Origin of the sequence: Nocardia camponoti, from assembly GCF_014646135.1 — a bacterium.
GTDB classification, from domain to species: Bacteria; Actinomycetota; Actinomycetes; order Mycobacteriales; family Mycobacteriaceae; genus Nocardia; species Nocardia camponoti.
The window spans coordinates 296,578-323,399 of sequence record NZ_BMMW01000003.1; the positions used below are offsets into that span (position 1 = coordinate 296,578).

The window sequence follows — 26,822 nt, forward strand, 5'->3', positions numbered from 1 at the left end:
CGAACTTGCACGATTATGCCAAGGGATCAGCCCCGTTTCACTTACCGATCAGCCCAAAGGGATTCGCGTCGGTGTCCTCAAGTACGCACACCCGCACTCCTGGACTCACCTCGCGTGGTGGCGCGATTTCCGAAGCGCCAGCGTCGATTACGGCTTTCTTCGCCGCGTCAACATCGGGAACCGCGGTGTAGGCGACGGGCCCCTGCGCGACGTCGCCGTTGGGGTTGAGCCCGACCTCAAGCCCGTCAACGGAGTAACCGACGTAGTAGGCGGTATCGGTATGCGGCTCCCCGAACAGGGCGGAATAGATGTGCTTCGCGGCGTCAAGATCCGACACCGGGATAACGATGCTGCCGAGCTTCACACTCATGAGGTTCCTCTCGGTACGACCCGTAGTGGACCCGACTGAGCGTATCGACCGAGGCACCCAATGCCGACGGAGCGGAACCCGCGTGTCAGTGGCGGCGCTATTGGCTGATGGCCTCGATCACCTCAGTCAGTGCCTGTTCCCAGCGGGTGGCGAAGGCGGCGGCTTCTTCCTCGGTGAACAATGACGCGCTCCAGCGGAAGTTTGTTGTCAGTGCCGGGCCGGTCGGGGTGGTGCCGATGCCAGCGATGACATCGATCGCGTAGCGCAGCGGGAGGTCGGGTTCGGGGTCGAGTGGGAGGGCGTCGTCGTACTTCCCAACCAGCAGCGACCACGGGTCGGTTGTGCTGCCCGCGAGGTCGATGCGGCCGAGATAGTTGAACTCGACCTGTGGTTCCGTGCGCAGCTCGGGGGCGCGGTTCACGTAGCGGAGTAGGCCGTAGTCGAGGCCCTGGTTCGGGATTTCGCGAAGGTGGATGGTGACGCTGTCGAGCAGGTCGCGGGTGTTGCCTGGCACGTGATCGGCGCCAAGTCGCACCGGGTACACGCTCGTGAACCAGCCGAGGGTGTTGGCGGTGTCGGTGTCGAGTTCGGCGTCGGCGCGGCCGTGACCTTCCAAGGCGATTAATGCGCCCGGGTTGTTGCCGTTCGCGGCGTGGGTGGCGTTGATCGTCAAAGTTAGTGCGGTGAGGAGCAATTCGCGCACGCCCTCGTCCTTGCCGACATGCGCGAGGAGTCGTTCGGTGAGCGCGACCGGCGTTGCGACCGTTTTCACCCGCAGACTCGACCACGTGTCGGCCGTCGGGTCGGGCAGTCGCGAGCCGAGCGGGGCGTCCGGCGCGCTTACCTGCGAAGCCCAATAGTCGCGTTGCGCAAGCACTTCCGGCTGATTGGCCCGCCGCGTCATCAGCTCGGCCCACTCCCGATACGAGGTGAACTCGGGCAGCATCTTCGGCGCGACACCGGCCTGAATCTGCTGCCATGCGGCGGCGAGCCCGTCGAGCATGATGTGCCAGGAGACGACGTCGACGGCCAGATGGTGGATCGAAAGGAGCAGCATCGGTTCGGGGCCGTCGAACCAGACCGCGCGCACCATTTCGCCTGCGTAGGGGTCGATTGCGTCGTTGGCGATGCGCGCGTACTTGGTGACAAGGGGCGCGAGATCGGGCTCCGGCGCGAAGTCGCGTTGCATGACGTTGGGGGAACTGTTGGCATCGGTGGGACCGCTGACCGGCGCGCCCGGCACGGCTCCTGCTCGCGGTACCTCGATCAGGACGTCTGCCGCGTTCACTACTCCCCGGGCGCGGGTCACCAAGCGTGGGCCGTCCGGGGTGTCGGTGAGTGTCGCGCGCAACGTGTCGTGGGCATCAAGCAGCGCCTGGAGCGTCGCGGTGAGGCCCGTGCGATCGACGCCAACCGGCAGGCGCAGCAGCGCGCTTTGGGTGAAGCGGCGGAAGTTGCCGTGTTCGTAGGCCCACGAGACGACCGGCAGCGGCTTGACCTCACCGTACGCGTCTTCGCCCCCGGTGGCCGTCACCGACGGCGCGTCATCAATCGCGGCGGCGAGCTCGCGAATAGTGGGACAGGACAACACCATTCGCGGATTCAGCGTCAACCCACGGCGACGCGCCTTGTTGACCAGCGAGATGGCGACGATGCTGTCGACACCAAGTTCGTAGAAGTCCGCGTCGACTCCGGGCGTGCGGCCGTCGAACAGTTCCGCGAACACCTCGCTCAGCACGGTTTCGGTCGCGGTCTCAGGTGCGGCGTTGCGCGACGCACTCGAAAGTGCCTGCTCGGCAAGAACATTCAGCACAGGCGCATCGAGCTTGCCGTTCACATTCACCGGCAACTGGTCAAGCACGATGATGCGCGCCGGGATCATGTACGACGGCAAGCGCTGCGCGAGGTCGGCCCGCACGCGACTCACCGCGACCGCGCGTCCCGCCTTCCCAACAACAAAACCAACGAGCGAAGCGCCACCCGCGCGACGGACAACGGTCACGGCGGCGGTGTCGATATCGGCCGACCGCCGCAACGCGGTTTCGATCTCGCCAACCTCGATCCGGTACCCGCGCACCTTCACCTGGGCGTCGGCGCGACCGAGGTAGCCGAAGCGACCTTCGGACAGTCGGCGGACGAGGTCGCCCGTCCGATACATGCGCTGACCTGGGCGAAGCGGGTCGGCGACGAACCGCTCAGCGGTGATCCCCGGCTTGCCGAGGTACCCGCGCGCCACCTGAACACCGGACAGGTACAACTCGCCGACGACCCCGCGCGGCACGGGCCGCAACCGCGAATCGAGGACGTAGGCGACCATGCCGCCGTTCGCGGTGCCAATGGTCGGGATCGGCGACGACGCGATCGGCGCGACCACCGCTTCGACCGTGGTTTCGGTGGGCCCGTAGCAGTTGTAGACGGCGATATCGGGCAGCGCGCGCAGGCGACCCCAGAGCGCGGTGTCGATGGCTTCGCCGCCGAGTGCAAGCACCGAGAGGTTTTGCTCAAGCAGGCCCGCGGTCGCGAGTTGGGCGAGCATCGACGGGGTGGTGTCGACCATGTCGATACCGAAAGTGCTTATCCCGCTGACGATTCGACTCGCGTCCCGCATCTCTTCGCTGTCGAACAGGTGCAGCGCCTGTCCGGCGAAGAAGCCGACCATCGGCTGCCACGACGCGTCGAACCCGAGCGACCACGCATGCGCGATACGCAGCGGACGCCCGAGCCGGGCCATCGCGGGCTCGTAAAACCGCGCTTTGTGGTCGGCGAAGTAGCCGACGAGGGCGGCGTTGGTGCCGACGACGCCCTTGGGTTCGCCGGTCGAGCCGGAGGTGAAGATGAGGTAGGCGGCGTGGTCGAGTTGGCGCTTGACCTGCGGTGCGATGGGCGGATGTGCCGCGATGCGCGCACGGACGTCGGCGTTGTCGATTGCCAGGAAGGCAGGGGCGATGCCAGACCGCCCGTCATCGGCGGCATCGATGCCGCGAGAGGCGGACGAACTTGCTGCGACGCCGCTCGCCAAGGGTGTGGGGACTACGTCGGTGCGGGCGGGTGTCACTGGATTAGGTGCCGCAGCGACTACCCATCCCGGGAACTCGTAGGCGTCCTCGTGCACGATGAGCACTGGGTTGGCTTGGCGGAGAATCGAATTGACGCGGTCCGGCGGGAGCGTGATGTCGACGGGGACGTACGCCGCGCCCGCTGCCAACGTCGCTAGAATTGTGATGATCGAATCTGTCCCGCGCGGAAGCAAGAGGGCGACAACGGTTTCCGGGGCCACGCCGTGACGCGCGAACTCTGATGCCAATTGGCAAGCCGCCGCATGCAATTCGCGGTACGTGAAGCGAGCGCCTTCCGTGGTCGTCAGTGCGAGTGCGTCGGGGGTCAGCGCGACCTGGCGCTCGAACAGTTCCCACGGGGTTTCCGTCGGCGCTGCGTCCAGAACCGTTGCTGCCGCGCGCAATTCGTCGTGTTCGGCAGGGGTGAGTAAGTCCAGTGCATCCGTTGTCGCGTCTGCAGCGAGGCCCGGCAGCGCGCGCAACAGCGTTACCAATCGCGCCCCCAAATCGGGGGGGTCGAGGTGGCCGAGCAGCGCGGGAATCGCCTCTACCAGCACCAACAGTTCGCCGTCGCTCATGTGCGAGACCACCGTCAGCGGGTAATGCGCCAGGCTTTCCATCTCGACCGGCTGAAAACGTGCACCGTCGGGAGCCGTCACCGCCTGAATCGCGTCGTCGATCGGGGCGTTCTCGAAAACGAAGAGCGTGTCGAACAGCGAACCGTGGCCCGCTACGCGCTGCAACGTCGACAGGCTGAGGTAGCCGATGTCGCGCATGGTGGCCGAATCTCGTTGCAGGCGTGCACATTGCGTAATGACGGGCTCGTCCGCGTCGAGCGTGTGCACCACCGGCACCGTGTTGATGAATAGGCCGACCATGCCTTCGACGCCAGCCAACTTCTCTGGACGGCCCGAGATTGTCGTCCCATAGACCACGTCGCGGCGGTCGGTGATGCGGCCGAGCAGCAGCGTCCACGCGAACTGCACGGCGGTGTTCAGGGTGATGCCATTGGCGCGCGACCACCTTTGCAGCTGATCGGTCTCGGTAGCGGTTAGGCGCAGCCGGGTGGTTTCGGGCACGGCAGACGCGGCCCCTGCCGCACCATCAGCCAGCACCAACGGCGCGGTGACCTGCGACAAGTACTCGGCCCAGCGCTCGGTCGCTGCGGCGTGGTCCTGGGCACCGAGCCAGCCGATGTAGTCGCGATAGGGGCGCGGCGCGGGCAGTCCGGCGATGCTGCCGCCCGCCTGATACACCGCGAGCAGTTCGGTGAAGAACACCGCGACCGCCCAACCGTCCATCAGGATGTGGTGCGCGGTGAGGATCATCCGCCGACGCGGTTCGGGTGCGTCCGTGACGTTGAGCAGGAGCACGCGCAACGCGGGACCACGGTTGAGCGCGAACGGAATTCGACGTTCAGACTCCGCGATCGCGTCGAATTCCGTTGCCGCCGCGTCACGTTCGGCCCACGGCAGTTCCGCGAACGATGGGATGATCTGTACCGGCTTGGGCACGTCGGTGTCCCAGAAAGCGGCGCGCAAGTTGGGGTGCCGGTCGAGCATGGCCTGCGCGCTGCGTCGCAGCAGTTCGGTGTCGACGGGGCCATCGATGTCGACAACGAATTGCATTGTGTAGAGGTCGATTTCCGTGCCCGCGAGGCGCGAAAGGGAGAACAGCCCTTCCTGCAGAGGACTCAGCGCGAGCACGTCTTCGATCTTCGGCGCACTCATCGGCTGCCCTTTCGAGTGTTGGGGTTGAACGGGCGCGTCGCAGGGGTCGCGTGGGGTCTGTGCACGGCCGACGCGCTGGTCGGATTCATTACTGCGAACCCCAAGCCGCGCTCAGGGCCGACAGGGCGTCGTCGTCCAGGCCCGACGCGCTCATCGGCGCGTGCGAAACCTGTTCGACCTCAGCCGAAGTCGCTGCGGCATCGACCGCGACGGCAAGTTCAGCGATCGTCGCGCACTCGAAAACCAACTGCGGGCTCAGTGGCAAGCCGAGCGCTTCGGCGCGGGCCGACCACTGGATCGAGATCACGCTGTCGCCGCCGAGCGCGAAGAAGTTGTCGTCGCCTTCCACGTCGTCGATTTCCAGCAGTTCCTCGATGAGCGCGATCAGCGTCGCTTCGGTGGTCGAATTACCCGCTGTAACGGCACCTGGAGTCGCGCTGGCAACCACCTCGGGCACCGTCCGCAGTCGCGCGAGTTCGTCGGCGGGCAGTACCGTCAGGTCGCTCAGCGGCAGGTCAGGACTGTCTGCGAATGCGCGCAACGTCGTGGCGAGCGCGTCGGCGATCGACCGCGCCGTCGTCGCGTCGTACAGGTCGGCATTGACGACAAAGCGCACGTCCATCCCACCTTCGGCGGTCACGTTGAGGCTCAGATTCAGGTCGAGGAACGACACGTCGAAGTCCGTCGGCAGCGGGGTAACGGTCGCGTCGCCAAACGGCACTGTCGTCGGTGCCCAATCCGCGCCACGGAAGTGGATCATGCTCTGGAACAATGGGTTTCGCGATCGCGAGCGACGCGGGTTCACCGCTTCAACGAGTCGCTCGATCGGGAGATCCTGATGACCGTTGGCATCGAGGACAACGTTGCGGGCGTGGATTACGGTGTCGCGCAAGGTGACTGACGACGCCAGATTGTTGCGCAACACGACCATATTCGCGAAGAGGCCGATCAGGTTGGTCGTCGCGGCATCGGTCCGGGCGGCAACCGGGGTGCCCAACGCGATGTTATCGCCACCCCCGAGGGCCCGTAGCACCGTGGCGACAGCGGCCTCGCACACCATGAACTCGGTCGCGCCGACCTGAGAAGCCATCCGCACCAGCCCATTTCGCACATCGGACGGCAGCGCGAAGGTCACGACTTCGCCCCGCTTGCCGAGCACCGGCGGACGCGGGCGATCGTGCGCGACATTGATCTCGTCAGGCACGCCAGCGAGCGTGTTGCGCCAGAACTCCAGTTGCGCCCCAGCGAACTCGCTTGGCGCACCGTCGAATTGATCGCGTTGCCATTGCGCGTAGTCGGCGAACTGGATGTCGAGTGGCTGCCACGCGGGCTCGATCCCCCGGCTGCGTGCCTGGTAGGCGGCGGTGAGGTCGGTGAGCAGCACGCCGAACGACGCGTGGTCGGCGACGATGTGGTGCACGAGCAGCGAAAGCACGTGGGTTTCGTCGTCGAGGGCCAACAGTTCGGCGCGCAGCAGCGGTTCGCCGTCGAGCGCGAAGGAGTAGGACGCGAGCTCGGCGAGCGTGTCGGTGACCTCGTCCTCCGCGATCGCGCGAACCGGTAGCGCGACCGGTTCGGCCGGGTGAATCACCTGGTGCGGGACGCCTTCGTGCTCGGGGAACGTGGTCCGCAGCGACTCGTGTCGCGCGACAACGTCGTCGAGTGCCGACCGCAGTGCGGCGATGTCGAGCGGCCCATCGAACCGCAGCGCGAGCGGGAGATTTCCGACCGCCGACGCCCCTTCCATGCGGTACTGGAACCACATCGCGAGCTGGGAATACGAAAGGGGAATGCGCTCGCCGCGTGCGCGACGCGTGATGGGCGGACGTACGTCGCGCCGCTGCTGCCCGGGAAACGCGGCGGGTGCGCGCTGCTCAGCGCGGTCAATGTTGGCGCACGCCAGCGGCATTCGCGCCGCATCGGGGTTCTGTTCGGAGCTCGAAACGGCTTGCGATTGCGCCGTACCCGAGTCAGTGCTCGCGTCGGCTTGCGATCGCGCCGTACCCGAGTCAGTGCTCGCGTCGGCTTGCGATCGCGCCGTGCCCGAGTCGGTGCTCGCCTCGGTGTCGACCGAACCGCCGCTGGCGAGCGCCCCGGGCGACTGCGTGGCGGCAGGCTCGCTCACGAGTCCCGCGCCCGCGCTGTCGACGGCGGACTCGTCGCCCGGCTCGTCGACCGCGTCGAGGTCCAGGTCGAATTCCGCAAGGAAGCGCGCGACCAAATCAGCAGCCAATGCCGCCGGGGTTGGGCTGTCGAAGATCACGCGCACGTCGAGTTCGATGCCGAATTCCGCGCGGATCTGCGCGACTAACCGGGCCGCGAGCAGCGAGTGACCGCCGAGTTCGAAGAACGAATCTTCCGCGCCGACCTTGTCGAGGTTGAACAGCGTGCCGAACAAGGCGCAGACCTTGCGTTCCGTCGCGGTCGCGGGGGCGCGATGCGTGCGGACGACGGCCGAGGTCGCGGTGGGCAGCGCGCGCTTGTCGAGCTTGCCGTTCACCGTCAGCGGGATTTCGTCGATCACCGCGAACGCGCTTGGCACCATGTATTCGGGCAGGTCAGCGGCGATAAATGACTGCACTTCGGCGAGGTCGACGGTATCGCCAGCGGGCACAACGTAGGCGGCGAGCATCGCGCCGATCGTGTCGTCGGTGGTGACAATGACAACGCAGTGCGCAACCGACGGATGGGCCGCGATCGCCGCCTCAACCTCACCCAGTTCGATGCGGAACCCGCGCACCTTCACCTGCTCGTCGGCGCGACCGACGAACTCCAGCTCACCAAAGTTGTTGCGGCGCACCAGGTCACCCGAGCGGTAAAGCCGTGCGCCGGGCGTGAACGGGTCAGCGACGAAGCGCTGCGCACTTAGCGCGGGCCGGTCGAGGTAACCGCGTGCGAGCTGCGCGCCGCCGAGGTACAGCTCGCCGACAACACCGTCCGGCACCAGCTGCAATGCCGCATCGAGCACGTAGGTGTACACGTTCCGGTTCGGTACGCCGATCGGGACAACGCCGGTGCCCTGCGGGCCCGTGACCGGCATGTGCGTCGAGCACACGACCGCCTCGGTGGGGCCGTAATGGTTGCGCAGCTCGGCGTCGAGGGTGTTGGCGAAGCGGTCAGCGACCTCGCCCGGCAGAGCTTCACCGCCAACCGGAACCTGTCGCAGCGAACGCCACTCGCTCACTTCGGGCAGCAGTAGGAACGTGCTCAGCATCGACGGCACCATGTGCAGGACCGTCACCTGGCGTTGCGAAATCAAGTCGGCGACGTAGCGGATATCGCGAAACGCGTTGGGCTTCGGGACAATTAGTTGCGCGCCGACGGTGAGGGTGATCGCGATGTCGACAAGCGACGCGTCGAAACTCACCGAGGACGACTGCATCAGACGGTCGGCTGACGTCATGTTCCAGTCGGCGGTGAAGCACACGATGTGCTCGGCAATCGCGTTGTGCGGCACCGGAACACCCTTGGGCTTGCCGGTTGAACCGGAGGTGTAGATCACATAGGCGAGGTTGGCCGGGACGAGCGGGCGCACGCGGTCGGCGTCGGCGGGGGCGGTTGTTGGCAATTCTTGCGCCGCTTCTTCCGCCAGGCCCAATTCGACTGCGCCAAGCAGCATTCGGGGCTTCGAGTCTTCGACCAGGTAGCCGATGCGGTCGTCGGGGTAGGCCGGGTCGATCGGCAGGTACGCCGCGCCAGCCTTCAGCACCGCGAGCACGGCGACGATGAACTCAACCGACGTGCCGAGTCGCAGGCCGACGATGTCTTCACTGCCGATACCCTCACCAATTAACCAGTGCGCCAACCGGTTCGCGCGGGCGTGTAGCGCGGCGTAGGTGAGTTCGGTGTCGTCGGAGACGAGCGCGAGCGCGTCCGGCGAGGCCGCAGCGGCCGACTCAAGCAGTGCGACGAGCGTGGTGGCCGGTTCGTCAACGAGCAGGCCGTGCGAACGGGTGAGGAGCGCGGCGCGGTCGGTTTCGCCGAGCATGTCGAGGTCGGCGATGCGGCGGTCCGGGCTGGTCACGGCGTTGTCGAGCAGTCGAGCGAAGTGGCCGAGCATGCTTTCGACGAGCGGAGCGGCGAGCACGTCGGTCTGATATTCGGCTTCGACGACCGCTGAACCGTCGGCTGCCAGCACGATCGCGAACGCGAGCGGCACCTGAGCGCTCACGGCACCCAGTTCGAGTTGAGTTGTCGTGATTCCGTCGAGTGCGAACCCGTCGGCGCTCTTGCGGACCGAGAAGCCAAGGCGCACAAGTTGATCCATGCCGTCGCGCCCGGCAACGCGGTCGGGGTTCGCCTCGCGCACAACGCGGTCGATCCCGACGCTGCGGCGCGCGAAGGAGTCGGTACAGGTGTCGCGGACGAGGACAAGTAGGTCGGCGAAACTTTCGGTGCCTGCGAGGGTCGCGCGGAGCAAAAGGGTGTTGCCGAAGTAGCCGATGAGGTGCTCGGTTCCGGCGGGACGGTCGGTGACCGGGACGGAAACGAGGAAGTCGTCGGCGGCGGTGTAGCGGTGGATGAGCACGTCAAATGCACTGAGCAGCACCATAAATGGGGTCGCGGAGTGTGCGCGGGCGAAGGCTTCGGTGCGGGCGACCAGGTCCTTGTCGAGCGTTGTTGTCGCGCGCGCGGCCTGGCGACCCGGGGTCGCGACCGGCGAACCTGGTAGTTCGAGCGGCTCGGGGACCGGGCGCATCACCGTACGCCAATAATCGACGTCGGCCTCGGCGGGTTCGGTAGTGGGCGCGATGGCGGCGAACTGCACCGATCCGCCCGGCCGCGTGCCCTGGTACGCCGCGTTGAGTTCGGCGAAGAAGATGGCCCACGAGTCGTCGTCGAAGCTGATGTGGTGAATGGTGAGCGCGAGGACGTGCTGGGCCGGGCCGGTTTTGAGGACCAGCGCGCGGATGGTCGCATCGGTCGCCAGGTCGAACGGGCGACTGAACTCGCGCTGAGCGAGCACCTCGACGCGCAGGTCACGGGCTGATTCCACGACAGCGGTGAGGTCGACTGTGGTCCACTCGGCACGCTTATCGGCGGCGAAAGTCTGGAACGGTTCGCCGTCGGCGTCGACGCCGTAGGTGGTGCGGAGGATGTCGTGGTTGGCGACGACGGTGTCGAACGCCGCGTGCAGGCGGTCGACGTCGAGTGGGCCGGTGAGGCGGTAGGCGACGCAGATGTTGAGCGCGGTGTCGGCGGCGTCGCGGGTTTGCAGGAACCACATGCGGCGTTGGCCGGGGGTGAGCGGACGACGTTCGCCCGGTTCGATGCGCTCCACGGATTGTGTTGTTGCGGTTGCCAATCCAGCCGCACGCAGCTTCTGCTGAAGGAGCAGCTTGCGACGCTCGGCGACGGTCAAGGTGGCGTCGGTGTCAGACATAAAGAATCGGCCCCTTAGCCCTGGTTGGTTGTCATGAGCGCGACGACGTCGTCGAGCGACGCGCCGCCAAGAATCGCGGCGACCGGCAGATCGCGATCAAGCCGCGCTTTGACCCGTTTGCGGAAGTCGAGCGCTTGGAGCGAATCGAGGCCGAGGGCAACGAGAGGTGTTGCGGCGTCGATGGATTCGGCATCGTCGCCGCCGATGACGTGGAGAAGTTCGGCGCGGACTTGGAGGTCGAGGGGAACGTCGTTGCCGACTGCACCGTGCGCGTCGGATCCCGTGCCAGTCGCGCTCCCTAGGCCGTTGCTCCGCTGCGCAGGCGAAAAGCGTGGTCCTGACGTGCTCCCGGCTGTCGAACGCGATCCCTCCGCGTAGGCGCCGTCCGAGCCAGCGTGGCGCGACTGGTCGTAGTGAGCGACGCCGCCGTGCACCGATCGTGCGGGCGCGTGTTCGGTCAGCGGCTCATCGCTGCGGGTTTCCGGGATCGACAGCTCCGACAGCAGTGCTGACCGGCCGAAAGCGCCCAATACCTCGCGTAGGAAGTGCCAGTCGGCGGCGATGATCATGCCGTCGCGGGCCGGGGTGGCTAGGCCGAGGGCGATCGCGTCTCCCGGGAGCATCGGGTACACGCCCGCCTCTTCGACGCGCGCGAAACCGGCCGCGTCGAGTGGGCCAGCGACGTTCCACAAACCCCACTGCAAACTCGCCGCCGCGATGCCGCGTGCGCGAAGGTTGGCGGCGACCACGTCGAGCATGCGGTTGGTGACCGCGTACAGGATCTGGCCCCGGCCGCCGATAGACGCGGCCATCGACGAGAACAGGAGGACGCGCGCATCGTCGGTCAGCGGGACGGTCGCGAGTACGTTCTCCAAGCCCGCGATCTTGGAACTTATCGCGGACTGAACGTCCTCTGCCGTGATCGAATCCAGTTCGGCGTCAACGTAATTCACCGCCGCATGGAGGAGCAGGTCCACCGGCTTGTCGATGGTCAGCCCGTCACTGATGTCGCGCGCAAGGACAACGATCTCGGTCGAACTGATCCGCCGCAGATGCGCGAGTTCGCTTGCCAATTCCGGGGTTTCGCCGCGACGGCTCACCAGCGTGACGCGACTCGCACCGGTTCGCGCGAAGTGCTCAGCGAACCGCAGTCCCAGCTTGCCGGTGCCGCCGAGGATCAGCACGTGGTCGGGAGCGAGCGCACCGTCATCGACGGCAGTGTCGACAACGAGCCGCTTAGCGAACAACTTGCCCCCGCGCAGCGCGAGTTCGGCCTCGCCGCTGGTGTGCAGCGCACCGACGATCTTGTTGGCCTGGTCTAGCGGATCTTCGCCCGCCGCGAGGTCGATGTGTCGGAAGTTGCGTCCGGGATGTTCGATCCCGGCACTGGCGAACCCGGCACTCACGCCCGCGTGGAAAAGGCTTGGGGCTGAATCACTTTCGCGGACGGCCACACCACCCACGGTGACGAGCCAGCAGTCGCCACCCGGGGCGAGTTCATCGAGCGCACGGGCCCACGAACGTTCGGCGTAGAACGAGGTGAGCGCCGCAGTCGCGCTAGCAACATCGTCTCGAGTCTGCGGCAGGAGAATGACCACGGAGTCGACCCGCGTATCAACGAGACCTTGGGCCACTGCGGACATCACCCGCGCCTGTGCCCCATGCCGATCGGCCGCCTTCACCAACGCTGCCGCCAGGTCAGCGCACTCCCCCGTCGGGTCGACGATCAGGAGAGAGCGCGAGTCGGTCAGGGTGCGGCGCGCAACCGGCTTCCACTGCGCGATCAAACGCTGCGGGCGCGGGGTCGTCACCTGCAGTTCCGGCGGGCTCGGCTGACGGTCGAGCGGGGCCCAAAGGTGCTTCGGGGACATGATGGTGTGCGGGAAATCGCGCAGCGGCAGAGCGACCGCGTCACTCACTTGCAAAGCGGACCAATTGAATTCGCTATGCAGTACCGCGACCTGCGCGAGGTTTCGGGTGAACTCCTCAAGGCCCGTCGCGGTGCGCAGCGACGTGCCGAGAACGCGTGGGTCGCGCACCGAACCCGCCGGTACGAGGCCCAAGTTCTCCTGCAACGCCAACTGCAAAACAGGGTGTTCAGCGACCTCAATCAGCAGGTCAACACCATCGCGCCCCGCCGCGACAACCGCCTTGTCGAAGCGAACCCGGTTGCGCAGGTTCCAGTACCAGTACTCCTCGTGCGTGAGGTCGGCTGTAATCGCCGCACCCAAAGTCGCGCCGTAGCAAGCGATTTCGGAGTCGGCGAACCGCGGCCCACTCATCTCGTCGCCGAGCAGCCCTTCGAATTCTTCGCGCAACTCCGCGACAATCGACGTATGCGCCGGGTAGGCAACGCGAATCTCACGCGCGAACTGGCCGCGCTCGGTCGCGGCGGCAACCAGGTCGAGGATGGTCTGGCGGTCGCCCGAAATCGCAAGGATATGAGGCGAATTCACCACTGACAGCTCGGCCCACCCCGAATTGCGAGCAAGCAGCGCTTCGCACGCCTCGCGGTCCATACCAAGCACCGCCATCGAGTAACCGCGCGGCGAAATGCGCTCAACCAAGCGCGACCGGTGCGTGACGGCGAGCACCGCGTCGCGCACGGTCATCACGCCAGACACCGCACCAGCGGCGAGTTCGCCCTGACTGTGCCCAATGGTCGCGGCTGGTTCAACGCCTGCCGCACGCCACATCGCGGCGAGCCCGGTCATGTGAAACATCAAGGCGGGCTGGACTTCCCACACGGTGTCCTCGTACGCGCCCTCGGTCCCGAGCAGGTAATGCAGCGGCTGCGAATGCCCGAACCGCTCGGCGTGAATGGCCGCGCACTCGTCGACGGAGGCGCGATAGGCTGCCGACAGCGAGTAAAACAGCGCGCCCATCCCGGGCCGCTGACTCCCCTGACCAGGGAAAACGAAGCCAACTCGCCGCCTGCTCGCAGCGCCGCGAATGAGCGCGGGATGCTCGCCACCGTCGGCGAGCGCACGAAGGGCGGCAAGGAGAACGTCGCGCCGCCCGTTCGCGTGACTGGCAAAGCTGTCCGCGACTGCGCCCGCGCCGCCGCCGTCCGCGCCAGCAAGGCTCGGACCCGCCTGACTAGCAGCGCCAGCTGACGCGATGTCCACGCGCACATCGGCGATAGTCCGCCCTACGTCGCCCTGGTGTTCGCAGCCATCCGCGACGCGGCCCTCAACGAGAATCAACGCCCGATACCGGCGCGCACTCCTCGTACGAAACAGCATGCTGGACAGCTCTTCTGGCGAAACATCATCGTGCGTCTCGACGTACGCCAACAACGACCGCGCCTCAGCAACCAGCCCAGCCGCCGTGTCGGACGAAACAAGCACCGGCACGGTCCCGTCCGGCATCCGATACTCAGCCACGGTTTTCCTCCTGAGCAGGCAAGCCGATGATGGCGTGCGCGTTGGTTCCAGCAACGCCGAAGGACGAGACAGCCGCGTAGCGCGGACGGTCCGACGGCCACGCGACCAACGAGGACGCAAGCCGCAAACTTGTTGTTGACCAGTCGATTTCGGAAGTCGGCGACTCCGCCCACAAGCTCGGCGCGATCGCCTCATGCTCACCGCACAGCAGCACCTTGATCAGCCCGAGCATCCCCGACGCCGCCTGCGCGTGCCCCACGTTCGACTTCACCGAGCCAAGCAGCGGGCCACTAGCGCGATCAACAGACCCGTAAGTCGTTGCGATAGCCGCTAATTCGAGTGGATCGCCGACTGCGGTGCCGGTCCCGTGACCCTCAACCAGGTCGACGTCGGCGAAAGAAATCTCCGCCGCGGCGACCGTGTCGCAAATCAACCGCTCCTGCGCGGCAGCGCTCGGCACCGCGAGCGCCGCACCAGCCCCGTTGTGATTCACCCGCGAACCAAGCAACTCACCGTAGATGCGATGACCCAAAGCCCGCGCGCGCGAAGCGCGTTCGAGCACGACAACACCCGCGCCTTCGCCCCACAACGTGCCCGTCGGGTCAGCCGCGTACGGACGACAGTGCCCATCGGTTGCGAGCGCGTTCGCCTTCGCGAACTCGTAAAACGCACCCGGCGAACCCATGACGCAAACGCCACCGGCCAACGCCCACTCGCACTCCCCCGCTCGCAGCGCCGACGCCGCCTGATGCACGGCCGTCAACGACGACGCGCACGCGGTATCCACCGACACCGAAGGACCTATTAGCCCGAGCCCGTGCGAGATTCGGCCCGCGACAGCGCCGAGCGCCGTTCCCGTCGCCCGATATCCGCTGTACTCATTGACTCCCGCAACGCCCGGCCCATACTCGGTCGTCGAAACCCCCATCCACACGCCGGCCGAATCCCCGTCCAGCGCACCGGGATTCAACCCGGCTTGCTCGAGCGCACGGAACGCGACCCGCAGCGCGACCCGCTGCTGCGGATCCATCGCAACCGCCTCGCGCGGGGTAATCCCGAAGAACGATGCGTCGAATGCGGTTGCGTCCGAAAGGAACCCGCCAGCGTCGCGCACCAGCCCCCAACCATCAAGACGACCAAGCGCGAAGATCTCATCGACCGGCCAACCCCGGTCACGTGGGAACGGACCGATGAGTTCCTTGCCAGCGGCGAGCGCGGTCCAGTAATCGCGTGGGGTCTCGATGCCGCCGGGCGCTTCGATCCCCATCCCGACAATGACGATCGGATCAGCATCACGCATCAGGCGGGCACCCCGGCCGTGAGCACTTCGGCGATGGCGTCGAGATTGTCATCGAGGAAGAAGTGACCACCGTCGAACAGCGCGACCTCCGCCGTAGCGGTGGTGCAATCGGCCCATCCGCGCAGGTCACGCGGCCCGACGAACGGGTCGTCTTCGCCGCCGAGCACGAGCACCGGCACGTCGACGCGCACGTCGGCAGCGCACGAATACGCGTCGAACGCGCGGTAATCCGCCTTCAACACCGGCAAGGCCATTCGCATTACCTCGCGACTCGCCATCACGTCAGCGCCGGTGCCGTTGAGCGCGCCCATGTGGTCGAGCAGCGCTTCGTCTTCGGTCGGGTGCGCGGGCAGCTCGGCGATGCGATGCGGCGACGCGGCTGCCGACGCAACCAGCAACCGGACAGGTAACCCCTTCGATGCCGCGAGCCGGACGAATTCGAACGCGACGATCGACCCCATGCTGTGCCCAAAAACGGTGACCGGAACGCCGGTTTGGTGAGCCGAGGCAACGAACGCGTCGAACGCACCGGCAGCTAACTCTGGCAACGTCTCAGCAGCCGCTTCGCGCGCCCGGTCCTGACGGCCGGGATATTGGACGATAACGGTGTCGAACTGGGCGGAAAACGTCTTCGCGAAGACGCGGTAGGCCGAGGCACCAGCGCCCGCGTGCGGGAACACGATCAGCGGCGGCAAACCTGCTGCTTCCGGGGCTTTGAACTGCCGGATCCAGCCAAGTTCACGTGCCATGTCGCTCTCCTCGTACGTTGACGGTCATGTTCACACCACCACGCACAACGGGAGTGGAGTTCGATTGCCACGCAAGCCCATTCGAGCTCGCGAACGCCCTAGCAACCGCCGGGCGATTAGTCAGGTAACCCTAACACTAGAGCATTAGTATAGGCTAGCCTTACCAACCCAGGTGATCAAGGTTACGACTGAATTGGAGCGCCGATGACGACCTACGTGCTGCCGCGCGAGCAGACCAACCTGCCCGCCGACGTTGCCGCGACCCCCGCGCCAGCACTGCCGGTTTTCGCCGCGCCCTTCCGCATGCGCATCGCCGACCCAACGGGCACCGACCCCGCGCTGCTCGCCGAATGGATGTCGCGCCCACACCTGCTTGAGACGTGGGAACAGGACTTCGACGCCGACCGTCGACGTGCCGATTTCGAAGCACAACTGGCCGGAACCTATTCGCGCCCTTGCATTTTGAGTCTCGACTTCGCGATCCTTGCCCAGCCAGAGCGCGGCTACGTCGACATTGCCTACGTTGAGTTGTATCGGCCAGCCAAGGACGAGATCGCACGGCTTTACGACGCCGAACCAGGCGACATCGCCTTCCACATCGCGACCGCCGAAACCGCGGTGATCGGCAAGGGCATCATGTCGGCGTGGATCACCACGATGTCGGCGGCGGTCTTCGCGGCCAACCCTGATTGCCGTCGCATCCTCGGCGACCCCGACCATCAGAACCCCGCTATCTGCCGCAGCTTCGACAAGATCGGCTGGCAGCGCGTTGGCGAGTTCCAGGTGCGCCCGACCCGGCGCATCGCGCTGTACGCGACGGGCCGGACGCCAACCGATATCGCGGTGGCCCGCTAGGCGACCAAAGCTGTTCGCACCGCGGCGCTTTGGAGCACGCGGTCCGAAAGCTCGCCAAGGCAACTGAGATTCGGGAACCCTGGCCCCTGCGACATCGCCGCCATGTTCGGCAGATACAGCTTGCCGGGCAGTCCAGCGACCGCGAGGTCGTACCCGATCGACGCCTCAAGTCGCGCCTGCGTCAGTGGGCCGCCAATCGCGAGTTCCATCCGGTCGGAAACACTTTGGTCGAACATCTCGGTGAACCACAGCGGTTGACCACCGGTCGCGTCGACAACCAGATCGAAGCCATGCACCTGGTCGGCGCGCTGCTCGTTCGTGAGCGTCAGCGCGAGCGAATCACCGTCGGGGACAACGCGAGTCACGCGGCCCTGCAAATGATGAACTCGACTGTCACCCAACAAACTTTCCTGCACGCGTACCGAGAAGACACCACGATCGGTGCGCCGAATCACGTCGCGCCGTTCCTGAAGGCTCAGCGCGTTCCACTTCACCGGATCGCTGAAAAGAGCGTTCTCGAAGTAGCTTTCGCCGCGCGTATACAGCGTTGCCATCGGCGAGATGACCGAAATGGTGAGCATCTCGTGCCGCACGAGTTCGTCGAGTGCCGAGCCAGCTGTTTCGCCACCGCCGATCACCGCAGCGCGGGAAGCCGCTGGGAGAGCGCGCTTTCCGGCTAAGTGCCAGAAGTCGGCGATGCTCAAGACGCGCGGGTGGTCAGCGAGCGCACGGGTGCTGCGGCCGGGGCCGGTAATCATCACGCCGTCAGCGCGGTGCTCGGTGCGCACACCGTCGGCGTCAGCGACGGTGACCGTCCACTGGTCGCCATCGTGGCCGAGGGTTTCGACGCGGCCAGCGACAAGGTCGAGATTGATCGAACGGGCGACCCACTGAAGGTATTTCGCCCACACGTGATGCTGCGGGCTCGGGCGACCACGGTCGATCCACTCGGCGTAGGTGCCATGTTCGATCAGGAACGACACCCAACTGAACGCCGACATCGCCTGGTCGATTTCACGGTTGCGGCCGCGCGCCCAGGTGGAGTGATACGGGAAGCCGATGTCTTTTTCCGGGCTTGTCCCGAGGCGATGTTGGCCGTCGGTCCAGCCGCCGCTCGGCAGCCAATTGCCGCCAACCACATGCGGTTCGACGACAACAACGCGCGGCGCTGCGAGCCCGAGCGAGCCCAAGACGTGCGCTTTTGTCGCTACCGCGAGCGCTTTGGGGCCCGCGCCGACTACTAAGAGGGTTTCCACCGCTTCGTTCTCCACTCTCACGCAGTCCCACTTTGCATAGGCTTACCTTACACATTTAGAACGGATAGGCTAACCTAAGCCGCATGGGTAAGGGATTCAATGGCCTGATGGTCAAGGCCTGGGGCGGCAGCGACTACCGGCTGACGGTCACCAGCAACGAGAAGATCACCGACAACTTCGTTCGAATCGGGTTCAGCGCCGGTGGCCTGCTCGCCGACCATCCCGTGCACCCCACGCAGTGGGTTCGCCTGTGGATCCCCGAGGAAGGTAGCGACAAGCTGCACCATCGCGGCTTCACGCTGGTCAACCAGAACCCTGAAGCCGACACCGTGAGCATCGACTTCGCCCTCCACGACGGTCCCGCTGCCAACTGGGCTCGCAACGCGAAGCCCGGGGATCCGCTCGACGCGAGCGTGCTTGGTTCTGACTTCCAATTGCCCGCCGAGACACCAAGTGAGTACGTAATTTTCGGCGACACCGCGTCGCTGCCCGCGATCAACTCGCTGCTCGCCGCCATCGGCGACACTCCCGCCCGCGTGTGGCTGGAATGGCAGTACGAATCCGATCAGCAGATCCCGGTGAACGCGGGCGCGAGCCACTCGGTGACGTGGTTGCGGCGCGTCGACGACGGTCGCCTGTTGCGCGAGGCCGCGCAGGAACTCGCTTGTGCGACAACCGCTTTCGCGTGGGTTGCATGCTGCGGACAGACGACGCGCTCGATCGTGAAGACCTTCAAGACCCAGCACGGCCTCGGCAAAACCGCCATCAAATCGCAGGCTTACTGGAAGTGACGCCGCGCTAGGCTGGGCCCAGACGTGCCCAGCCCCAGTCGCGAGGAGTCCGTTGTGTCGATTGTCGATGAAGCCACCCCGTTCGGCGCGCAGGTCGCCAAGCGCCTAGCCGATGAGACGATCATCTGGCTCACCGCCATCGCCGACGACACCCCGCAACCCAACCCGGTGTGGTTCCTCTGGGCGCACGACGAATTCCTCGTCTTCTCGGAGCCGTCCGCTAAGCGACTCGGCCACATCGTCGCCAGCCCGCGCGTCTCGTTGAACTTCAATTCGACGGCGAGCGGCGGCGACGTCGCGGTGTTCACCGGCCAGGGCCGCGTCGGCGTGCCGCCCGCCAGCGCCGACATCGCCGCCTACGCGAAGAAGTACGCCAAGGGCTTCAAAGACATCAAGATGACCGAAGAGTCCTTCTTCGCGACGTACTCGACGTCGATCTACATCCGCCCCGACCACCTGCGCGGTTTTTAGCCTCAGTAGCGATTGAGCCGGCCGCGCTGTTTGCTTGTGGTGCGCGCTGTCTAGAACACTGGACGGATGCGACGCAGGCAGCAACCGCCGCTGCCGAAACGGCACGGTCTCGATCCCGCTCGACTTCGACTACCCGAAGACGGGCAGTGGGCAACCGTGCGCGACCACCTCGTCGAGCGACTTCCCCGCGTTGATCCCGCTCGCATCGACGCGATGTTGGTCGCTGGCGAGATTGTTGACCTCGACGGGCCACTCGCGCCGGACGCACCTTATGTCCCCGGCGGCGCGGTGTGGTTTCACCGCGACCTGCCGGTTGAGCAGCACGTTCCCTTCGACATCGGGATCGTGCATCGCGACGACGACATCCTTGTTGTCGACAAACCGCACTTCCTCGCGACCATCCCGCGCGGGCAGCACATTCTCGAAACCGCGCTTGTCCGGTTGCGCCGCGACCTCGACCTGCCCGATTTGATCCCGGCCCATCGGCTCGACCGGGTGACGGCCGGGCTCATTCTTTTCGTCGTCAATCCAGCGCGACGCGGCGCGTATCAGACGATGTTCCACAAGCGGACAGTGTCGAAAGAATATGAGGCCATCGCGCCTTACGATCCTTCACTCGAACTGCCGCGCACGGTTTCCTCGCGCATTATCAAGGAAAAGCAGGTGCTCGCCGCCCAGGAAGTTCCCGGCGAGATTAATGCGATTACCGACGTCGAACTGCTTGAGCACCGCGACGGGCTCGGGCGCTATCGACTCCGCCCGCACACCGGTCGCACGCATCAGTTGCGCCTACATATGAATGGGCTCGGGGTACCGATTCTTGGCGACGATTTCTATCCGGTGATTACCGACAAGTCGGTCGATGACTATTCGCGGCCATTGCAGTTATTGGCCGCGTCGCTGGCGTTCACCGATCCGCTCAGCGGCGAACCGCGACGCTTCGAAACGCGACGCCAGTTGCAAGCGTGGGCCGATCCGACCGGTTGGGCTGCCGGTTAGGTCACACGTTTGGTGAGTTCGGACGATCTTGGTCGCTAGGTGTTCGGCCGGTCAGTTCCGCGATTTGCCGTTATCCGCGCGCGTCATCGCGGTTATTGGTCCGTGTTCATTCCGTAATAATCGCCTACACTCGGTCGAGTGCCTATGCCCGCTACCAGCGCCGATCCCCGGCCACGCCTTCACGCCTACGTCGACATCGCTGTCGTCGTTGTCGTGCTTGTCGGCACGAATTTGATCGCGCATTTCACGACACCGTGGGCGAATGTCGTCGCGGTGCCGGTTGCCGCGTTCACGCTTGTCGCATTGATGCGCAAGCGCGGGCTTGGATGGGCCGAGCTTGGGTTGTCGCCGCGACACTGGCGACGAGGAACGGCTTATGCGCTTGGCGCGGTCGCGATTGTGCTGACCGCTGTCGCGATTGGCGCGCTATTGCCGCTCACGCGACCGTTCTTCCTCGCCGACCGATATGCCACGATTTCCGGCGCGCTTATCGCGTCAATGATCGTCATTCCCTTACAAACGGTGATCCCCGAAGAGCTCGCTTTTCGGGGTGTCCTGCACGGCACGCTCGATCGCGTACTCGGCGCGCGCGGGCTCTTCGCCGGTGCTTCACTGCTGTTTGGGTTGTGGCATATCGCGTCGTCGCTTGGGCTCACCACGTCGAACACCGGGCTTACGCAATTGGTTGGCGGCGGGGTTTTCGGGCAGGTAGTTGGGATCGCTGGGGCGGTCGCGGCTACTGCGGTAGCGGGCATGGTCTTCACGTGGTTGCGGCGGCGCAGCGGCAGTTTACTCGCGCCGATCGCGCTGCACTGGTCGCTCAACGGCGCGGGTGCGCTGGCGGCGGCCCTGGTCTGGCACACCGCAGTTCGGTAACTGACATACGATCGGGTCAGATTTGGTACCGATCGGAGGTCAGGTGAATCGCTCGCTTGTTGGGCTTGTTGTCGCGGTAACCGGGGGTGCGGCCGGGATCGGACGGGAAATCGCGCATCAACTCGCCCTTCAAGGTGCGCTGGTCTGCATCGGCGACCTCTCGGGCGACGCCGCCCGCCTAGCCTCCCGCGAACTACCGGGGACGGTCCACGGGTGCGAACTCGACGTCACCGACGAGCGGTCGTTCCACGACTTCCTTGCCACCACCGAAGCGCTGTATGGGCCAATCGATGTGCTTGTCAACAACGCGGGTGTCATGTGGGTTGGGTCCTTCGACACCGAACCCGACACCGCAACCGCGCGCATGCTCGCGGTGAATCTGCACGGGGTGATTCGCGGCGTTCGACTTGTCGCGCCGCTGATGCGTCAGCGCGGACGCGGGCACATCGTGACCATCGCTTCGCTCGCGTCGAAGGTCGCGCCGGCCGGTGAGGCGACTTACGCGGCGACCAAGCATGGGGTGCTTGGGTATTTGACGGCCGTGCGCGAGGAGTTGCGCGGCAGCGGGGTTGCGCTGACCGCGATCATGCCCGGCGTTGTGGATACCGAACTTGCCGCTGGGACGGCGACGGGCGCGGCAGGCTTGTTGACCCCAGCCGACGTTGCCACCGCGGTGGTTTCGGCGATCCGCCAACCGCGTTTTCAGGTGACGGTGCCCGCGTACACGGGTCCGTTAATGGGGCTTGTTGGGATCTTGCCGCAGGGTTTGCGCGACGCGGTTTTGCGACGAACGGTGCCGAATCAGGTTGCCGCCGTGCGTGATTCGTCGTCGCGCTCGGAATACGAACGTCGCCTGACTGACTGAGGTGCATGCTTCTCGTTGACCGCGTTGGCGCTTGCGTTTACGCTCACTGGCAATCACACATATGTTCGATGAACATGTGTTCGAGCCATGCGGAAGGCGCGCGATGTCCAACGATCAGTCGACTGATGCTGGGCGCAGTGAGGTCGCTGTGCTTGCGCAGCAGGTAGCGACCGCGCGCGACAAGCTGCCGCTGCAACACGACACCGCGCTCTACGACGCGCTTTCCGACGCCGAGATTCGCGCGGAACGGGAACTGGCCGAATGGGTTCGGGCTAAGCAGCGCAAGCAGCGGCGGCGTGAGGTGATCGACGACATCGCCTCATCGCGGCGTGATCGGCGCACGCAGGCGTCGTTGCGACGCACCGATGAAGCGGACGCGCGCTGGCATCGCAAGGCGCTTGCCGCGCGGCGGCGGGCGTCGTCGGCGGATGCGCGGCTTGCGCAGCTGTATCAGCGGGCCGAATGGTCGTCGCGTGCACTCATTGGCGTTGTTGTGCTTGGCATGGTGTGGGCTGGGGTGAACGTCCAGCACAACCTCGTGCCGAGTGGGAACATGCGAGACCCGTTGTACTGGTTGAGCTTTGGTATTGAGGCGATGATCTCGGTGCCGATCATCACGATCATGGTTGCCGCTACCACCGCCGCTCGGTGGGGTCGAGAGTTGGAGCGGGGCAAGGTTTTTGCCGTTGAAGTGGTGTTGCTCGGAACCACGGTTGGGTTGAATACTGGGCCGCACCTAGCCTCCGGGGATTACGGGCGGGCCGTTGAGTTCGCGATCGCGCCGGTGATGGTTGGTGTGGTGATTTGGTTGCACGCGTGGGTTGCCGCGCGGTATGCGGTGTTGATTGAGGTGGCGAGTGAGGAAGATGTTGCCTCGGAAATGGTTGTGGCAGACCATGTTTCGCGCGGCCACTCGGCGCATGAGAGGGAGCCCATAGCCGCGTTGACCGCGCGGCCTGACACAGACCATGCGCTCGAAGGTGTTGCCGAGGCCCTAAAGGTGCCGTCCCCAGTCGCCGTCGAAGCGCGGCCGAGCGATGCGCCCATATCTGGTGCGCGCCACGCGGAAGCCGCGCGCCTGTCCGAGGCTGCGCAGCCGAGTGCACCCGTTCCCCACACCACCGTCGCATTCGACGTCATCCCCCAGCCTCGCGCGCAACAGACGCCCGCCAGCGAGCGGCGAATACCCGCGGCTGCGTCAACCGAAGTAGGTGAGCTCAACCCCGTTCCCGAGGCGACGGCCCACGCCGACCCCGCCGCCCGCGAACCCCACGGCGAACCCCCCGAGCTCCCCGAGCCCAACGAGCCCAACGAGCCCGAGGTTATCCCCAGCGCTCCCCAGCCCGAACAGTTGATGTTCGCGCCGGACCCCACTCCCCCGCTGACGGCCGACATCGTCGCGACCGCGCCCAAGGTGCTTGTCGACGCGACCAACTTGGTCAAGCCTTCGCGAACCGAGCGCACTGGTTCCGTCACCCGCGATGTCGCAGACAAGCCCGTAGGCGATGAAGATCAGCCGCGCACCCAGCCGAGCGATCCCACTTCAAGCGACGTCGCAGACGAGACCGACGACTACGACGACACCGAGGTCCGCGCCCTCGCCCGCCAGGTTGCCCACGCAAGCCCCCTGCGCCTGACGATCGACCAGATCGAAGAAATCCTGGAACTGGCCGACCAGTCATGGACCCCACGCAGCATCGGCGCGGAAGTGGGCGTCCCGGGCAAGACAGTCACGAACGTCATCGACTTCGCCCGCAAACTGAGCACCCCGTACGCCATCACCGGATGATCGCGCGCCCACACTCGCGCGCATGCCGACCGAAGTATGAGCCGGTCACGGAGCAGTCCGCGAAGTCCGCCGTCGCACTGCTCAAGGAAGCGGGTCTGCCGGGTCACAAGTACGCGCTCGACGCGTCTGTCGCCGAAGTCGCGTTGCGCCAAACCCCACCGGTCGCCATCGTCACGTCCGACGTCGACGACCTGACCAAACTCTGCGGAAACAAAGTCCGACTGATTGCCGTATAACGCGACCGGTCAGCCCCGGCGACCTTCTGGCTGCCGCACAGCTTCGGTCGTGTGGCGCTGCGCGATTATCGCGCGGACCTCATCCCTGGTCAGTGGGCCGCCCAAGTCGAATGTCTCCGAATCACTCAGTAGCGGACGCTCCGGCAGGAATTTCTCGCGGTCGTAGGAATGCTCGCTGCTCATGGGCGCTCATTCTCCTCCCTGTACACGCCGCACAACAAAGGCCCGCCTCCCAAAAGGGAGGCGGGCCTTTGCAGAAAAACGATCTCGATGGATCGAGGAAAAGACCTACTTGGCCTTCTCCAGGACCTCGACCAGACGCCAGCGCTTGGTGGCCGACAGCGGACGGGTCTCCATCAGCTGAACGCGGTCGCCGATGCCGGCGATCTCGTTCTCGTCATGCGCCTTCACCTTGGAGGTGGTGCGGATGATCTTGCCGTAAAGCGGGTGCCGGTGACGGTCTTCCAGCTCGACGACGATCGTCTTGTTCATCTTGTCCGAGACAACATAGCCGCTGCGTACCTTGCGGCTGTTGCGCTCTTCGGTGTTCTCGCTCATGCCGCATCTCCCTTGCCAGCGGGTGCCGAGGCCAGACCGAGCTCGCGCTCACGCATGACCGTGTAGATGCGCGCGATCTCGTGGCGGACAACGCGCAGACGACGGTTATTGTCGAGCTGACCCGTCGCCATCTGGAAGCGCAGGTTGAAGAGCTCTTCCTTCGACTCGCGCAGGCGGGCCACAAGCTCGTCTTCGTTGAGCTCGCGGAGCTCTGCGGCCGGTGTTCCTGTAGCCATCAGAACTGCTCCTCCCTGGTCACGATCCTGCATTTCATCGGGAGCTTGTGCATCGCGCGGCGCAGGGCCTCACGAGCAGTCTCCTCATTCGGGTAAGACATCTCGAACATGACCCGACCGGGCTTCACGTTCGCGACCCACCACTCCGGCGAACCCTTACCGGAACCCATTCGGGTTTCAGCAGGCTTCTTGGTAAGCGGGCGGTCGGGGTAGATGTTGATCCAGATCTTGCCGCCACGCTTGATGTGGCGGGTCATCGCGATACGCGCCGACTCGATCTGACGGTTGGTGACGTAGGCCGGCTCGAGAGCCTGAATGCCGTAGTCACCGAACGCCACAGCGGTGCCACCCTTGGACATGCCGGAACGGCTGGGGTGGTGCTGCTTGCGGTGCTTGACCCTACGGGGCATCAGCATGCGTCAGCCCTCCTGACTCTCTGCCGGCGCATCCGCCACAGCGGTGGCAGCGCGACCGACCTCGGTGCTGGTCGCGGTGGTGCCCGAGGCACCGGAACGACGCGGGCGGCTCGGACGCTCGCGACGCGGGCGCTCCGGAGCAGCAGCGGCAGCGGTCAGTTCACGACGACCGCCGACGATGTCACCCTTGTAGATCCAGACCTTGACGCCAATGCGACCGAAGGTGGTCTTGGCCTCGTAGAGGCCGTAGTCGATGTCCGCACGCAGCGTGTGCAGCGGAACGCGACCTTCACGGTAGAACTCCGAGCGCGACATTTCGGCGCCACCGAGGCGGCCCGAGCACTGCACGCGGATGCCCTTGACGTTCGGCGAACGCATGGCCGACTGAATGGCCTTACGCATCGCACGACGGAACGCCACACGGTTCGAGAGCTGCTCGGCAACACCCTGAGCAACCAGCTGCGCATCCGATTCGGGGTTCTTGACCTCGAGGATGTTGAGCTGAACCTGCTTGCCGGTGAGCTTCTCCAGCTCGGCACGGATGCGATCAGCTTCCGCGCCACGACGACCGATCACGATGCCGGGACGCGCGGTGTGGATATCCACACGGACGCGATCACGGGTGCGCTCGATCTCGACCTTCGAGATACCTGCCCGCTCCATGCCAGTGGCGAGGAGCTTGCGGATCTGAACGTCTTCCTTCACGTATTCCGCGTACTGCTTGTCCGCGTACCAACGCGACTTCCAGTCGGTGGTGATACCGAGGCGGAAGCCATGGGGGTTAATTTTCTGTCCCATTTACTTTGCCCCTCCCTTCCGGCGGCTACGAGTTGCAGCGCCGGCAGTGGGCACGCTCTCGACCTCGATGGTGATGTGGCTGGTGCGCTTGCGAATCCGGAACGCACGGCCCTGGGCACGCGGCTGGAAACGCTTCATGGTGGCACCCTCGTCGACGAAAGCCGTCGAGATGACCAGGGTGGCCGGGTTCAGGCCGAGGTTGTTCTCGGCGTTCGCCGCGGCAGACGCCACGACCTTGGCCACCGGCTCGCTCGCGGCCTGCGGTGCGAACCGCAGGATCGCCAGCGCGTCTTCGACACGCTTGCCGCGGACGAGGTCCACGACGCGACGAGCCTTCATCGGGGTGACACGGACATGCTTGGCAGTAGCCCGAGCAGTCGGGTTCTGCACCTCAGTTGCAATGTTTTCGCTCATCGCCGCTTGCTCTTCCGGTCGTCCTTGACGTGGCTCTTGAACGTCCTGGTCGGCGCGAATTCACCAAGCTTGTGACCGACCATGTTGTCCGAGACGAACACCGGCACGTGCTTGCGACCGTCGTGGACGGCGAAAGTGTGGCCGATGAAATCGGGGATGATGGTCGAGCGACGCGACCAGGTCTTGATGACCTGCTTCGTGCCCTTTTCGTTCTGGACGTCCACCTTCGCGAGGAGGTGGTCGTCGACGAACGGGCCCTTCTTGAGGCTGCGTGGCATTTCTTACCTC

The 26,822-nt window shown here is 65.6% G+C and carries 22 protein-coding genes; 8 read left to right on the forward strand and 14 right to left on the reverse strand.

Annotated features, from left to right (window positions below; all coding sequences use genetic code 11):
* Nucleotides 1-37 precede the first annotated feature (37 nt).
* From IEX78_RS16245 to IEX78_RS16280, 6 genes are all read right to left on the reverse strand, one after another.
* Nucleotides 38-370 carry a VOC family protein gene (locus IEX78_RS16245; RefSeq protein WP_188829852.1) on the reverse strand — a complete coding sequence of 111 codons (333 nt, stop codon included), beginning with the start codon at nucleotides 368-370 and terminating at the stop codon, nucleotides 38-40.
* 97 nt (nucleotides 371-467) lie between these two features.
* The gene (locus tag IEX78_RS16250) at nucleotides 468-5,156 is read right to left on the reverse strand and encodes a condensation domain-containing protein (RefSeq protein WP_188829853.1); all 4,689 of its coding nucleotides are present in this window, start codon (nucleotides 5,154-5,156) and stop codon (nucleotides 468-470) included.
* Between the two features lie 88 nt (nucleotides 5,157-5,244).
* On the reverse strand, nucleotides 5,245-10,539 hold the full coding sequence (locus IEX78_RS24305; RefSeq protein WP_229684041.1) for a non-ribosomal peptide synthetase: 5,295 nt from the start codon (nucleotides 10,537-10,539) through the stop codon (nucleotides 5,245-5,247).
* A 14-nt stretch (nucleotides 10,540-10,553) separates the two neighbouring features.
* Entirely contained in the window at nucleotides 10,554-13,925 is a 3,372-nt protein-coding gene (nbtC, locus tag IEX78_RS16270) for a nocobactin polyketide synthase NbtC (RefSeq protein ID WP_229684042.1), read from the reverse strand.
* Nucleotides 13,918-15,225: a beta-ketoacyl [acyl carrier protein] synthase domain-containing protein gene (locus tag IEX78_RS16275; protein WP_188829854.1), complete on the reverse strand. Its 1,308-nt coding sequence runs from the start codon at nucleotides 15,223-15,225 to the stop codon at nucleotides 13,918-13,920. The genes nbtC and IEX78_RS16275 overlap by 8 nt, the downstream gene beginning before the upstream one ends.
* Nucleotides 15,225-15,974, reverse strand: coding sequence for a thioesterase II family protein (locus IEX78_RS16280; protein WP_188829855.1), 750 nt, complete (start codon nucleotides 15,972-15,974; stop codon nucleotides 15,225-15,227). Before IEX78_RS16280 ends, IEX78_RS16275 begins: the two co-directional genes overlap by 1 nt.
* A gap of 204 nt (nucleotides 15,975-16,178) precedes the next feature.
* On the opposite strand from IEX78_RS16280, the gene IEX78_RS16285 reads away from it, so the two are divergent.
* On the forward strand, nucleotides 16,179-16,829 hold the full coding sequence (locus IEX78_RS16285; protein WP_229684043.1) for a GNAT family N-acetyltransferase: 651 nt from the start codon (nucleotides 16,179-16,181) through the stop codon (nucleotides 16,827-16,829).
* On the opposite strand, the gene IEX78_RS16290 is transcribed toward IEX78_RS16285, so the two are convergent.
* Complete coding sequence (locus tag IEX78_RS16290) at nucleotides 16,826-18,085, reverse strand: SidA/IucD/PvdA family monooxygenase (RefSeq protein WP_188830239.1); 1,260 nt, start codon at nucleotides 18,083-18,085, stop codon at nucleotides 16,826-16,828. The genes IEX78_RS16285 and IEX78_RS16290 overlap by 4 nt on opposite strands.
* Nucleotides 18,086-18,168: 83 nt before the next feature.
* Here IEX78_RS16290 and IEX78_RS16295 point away from each other — a divergent pair, with 83 nt between their 5' ends.
* The 7 genes from IEX78_RS16295 to IEX78_RS16325 all read left to right on the forward strand — a co-directional run bounded on the left by IEX78_RS16295 (nucleotide 18,169) and on the right by IEX78_RS16325 (nucleotide 24,112).
* Nucleotides 18,169-18,876, forward strand: a complete 708-nt coding sequence (locus IEX78_RS16295) for a siderophore-interacting protein (RefSeq protein WP_188829856.1) — start codon at nucleotides 18,169-18,171, stop codon at nucleotides 18,874-18,876.
* Nucleotides 18,877-18,930: 54 nt separating this feature from the next.
* Nucleotides 18,931-19,347, forward strand: a complete 417-nt coding sequence (locus IEX78_RS16300; protein WP_229684044.1) for a TIGR03667 family PPOX class F420-dependent oxidoreductase — start codon at nucleotides 18,931-18,933, stop codon at nucleotides 19,345-19,347.
* A 66-nt stretch (nucleotides 19,348-19,413) separates the two neighbouring features.
* The gene (locus IEX78_RS16305; RefSeq protein WP_188829858.1) at nucleotides 19,414-20,346 is read left to right on the forward strand and encodes an RluA family pseudouridine synthase; all 933 of its coding nucleotides are present in this window, start codon (nucleotides 19,414-19,416) and stop codon (nucleotides 20,344-20,346) included.
* Nucleotides 20,347-20,490: 144 nt separating this feature from the next.
* On the forward strand, nucleotides 20,491-21,222 hold the full coding sequence (locus IEX78_RS16310) for a CPBP family intramembrane glutamic endopeptidase (RefSeq protein WP_188830241.1): 732 nt from the start codon (nucleotides 20,491-20,493) through the stop codon (nucleotides 21,220-21,222).
* 43 nt (nucleotides 21,223-21,265) lie between these two features.
* The gene (locus IEX78_RS16315) at nucleotides 21,266-22,087 is read left to right on the forward strand and encodes an SDR family oxidoreductase (protein WP_188829859.1); all 822 of its coding nucleotides are present in this window, start codon (nucleotides 21,266-21,268) and stop codon (nucleotides 22,085-22,087) included.
* A 103-nt stretch (nucleotides 22,088-22,190) separates the two neighbouring features.
* Nucleotides 22,191-23,876 carry a hypothetical protein gene (locus IEX78_RS16320; protein ID WP_188829860.1) on the forward strand — a complete coding sequence of 562 codons (1,686 nt, stop codon included), beginning with the start codon at nucleotides 22,191-22,193 and terminating at the stop codon, nucleotides 23,874-23,876.
* Nucleotides 23,873-24,112, forward strand: a complete 240-nt coding sequence (locus IEX78_RS16325; protein WP_229684045.1) for a hypothetical protein — start codon at nucleotides 23,873-23,875, stop codon at nucleotides 24,110-24,112. The genes IEX78_RS16320 and IEX78_RS16325 overlap by 4 nt, the downstream gene beginning before the upstream one ends.
* A gap of 9 nt (nucleotides 24,113-24,121) precedes the next feature.
* Here the strand turns inward: IEX78_RS16325 and IEX78_RS16330 are convergent, their stop codons facing one another.
* From IEX78_RS16330 to rpsS, 7 genes are all read right to left on the reverse strand, one after another.
* Complete coding sequence (locus IEX78_RS16330; RefSeq protein ID WP_188829861.1) at nucleotides 24,122-24,295, reverse strand: hypothetical protein; 174 nt, start codon at nucleotides 24,293-24,295, stop codon at nucleotides 24,122-24,124.
* 105 nt (nucleotides 24,296-24,400) lie between these two features.
* Complete coding sequence (gene rpsQ, locus IEX78_RS16335) at nucleotides 24,401-24,670, reverse strand: 30S ribosomal protein S17 (protein WP_188829862.1); 270 nt, start codon at nucleotides 24,668-24,670, stop codon at nucleotides 24,401-24,403.
* Nucleotides 24,667-24,906 carry a 50S ribosomal protein L29 gene (rpmC, locus tag IEX78_RS16340; protein ID WP_188829863.1) on the reverse strand — a complete coding sequence of 80 codons (240 nt, stop codon included), beginning with the start codon at nucleotides 24,904-24,906 and terminating at the stop codon, nucleotides 24,667-24,669. Before rpmC ends, rpsQ begins: the two co-directional genes overlap by 4 nt.
* Nucleotides 24,906-25,322 (reverse strand): 50S ribosomal protein L16, encoded by a 417-nt coding sequence (gene rplP / locus IEX78_RS16345; RefSeq protein ID WP_067491147.1) that lies wholly within the window; start codon nucleotides 25,320-25,322, stop codon nucleotides 24,906-24,908. Before rplP ends, rpmC begins: the two co-directional genes overlap by 1 nt.
* Nucleotides 25,323-25,325: 3 nt before the next feature.
* The gene (gene rpsC, locus IEX78_RS16350) at nucleotides 25,326-26,120 is read right to left on the reverse strand and encodes a 30S ribosomal protein S3 (RefSeq protein ID WP_188829864.1); all 795 of its coding nucleotides are present in this window, start codon (nucleotides 26,118-26,120) and stop codon (nucleotides 25,326-25,328) included.
* Entirely contained in the window at nucleotides 26,121-26,534 is a 414-nt protein-coding gene (gene rplV / locus IEX78_RS16355; protein ID WP_188829865.1) for a 50S ribosomal protein L22, read from the reverse strand.
* Nucleotides 26,531-26,812 (reverse strand): 30S ribosomal protein S19, encoded by a 282-nt coding sequence (gene rpsS / locus IEX78_RS16360; RefSeq protein ID WP_019045020.1) that lies wholly within the window; start codon nucleotides 26,810-26,812, stop codon nucleotides 26,531-26,533. The genes rplV and rpsS overlap by 4 nt, the downstream gene beginning before the upstream one ends.
* Between the last annotated feature and the right edge of the window lie 10 nt (nucleotides 26,813-26,822).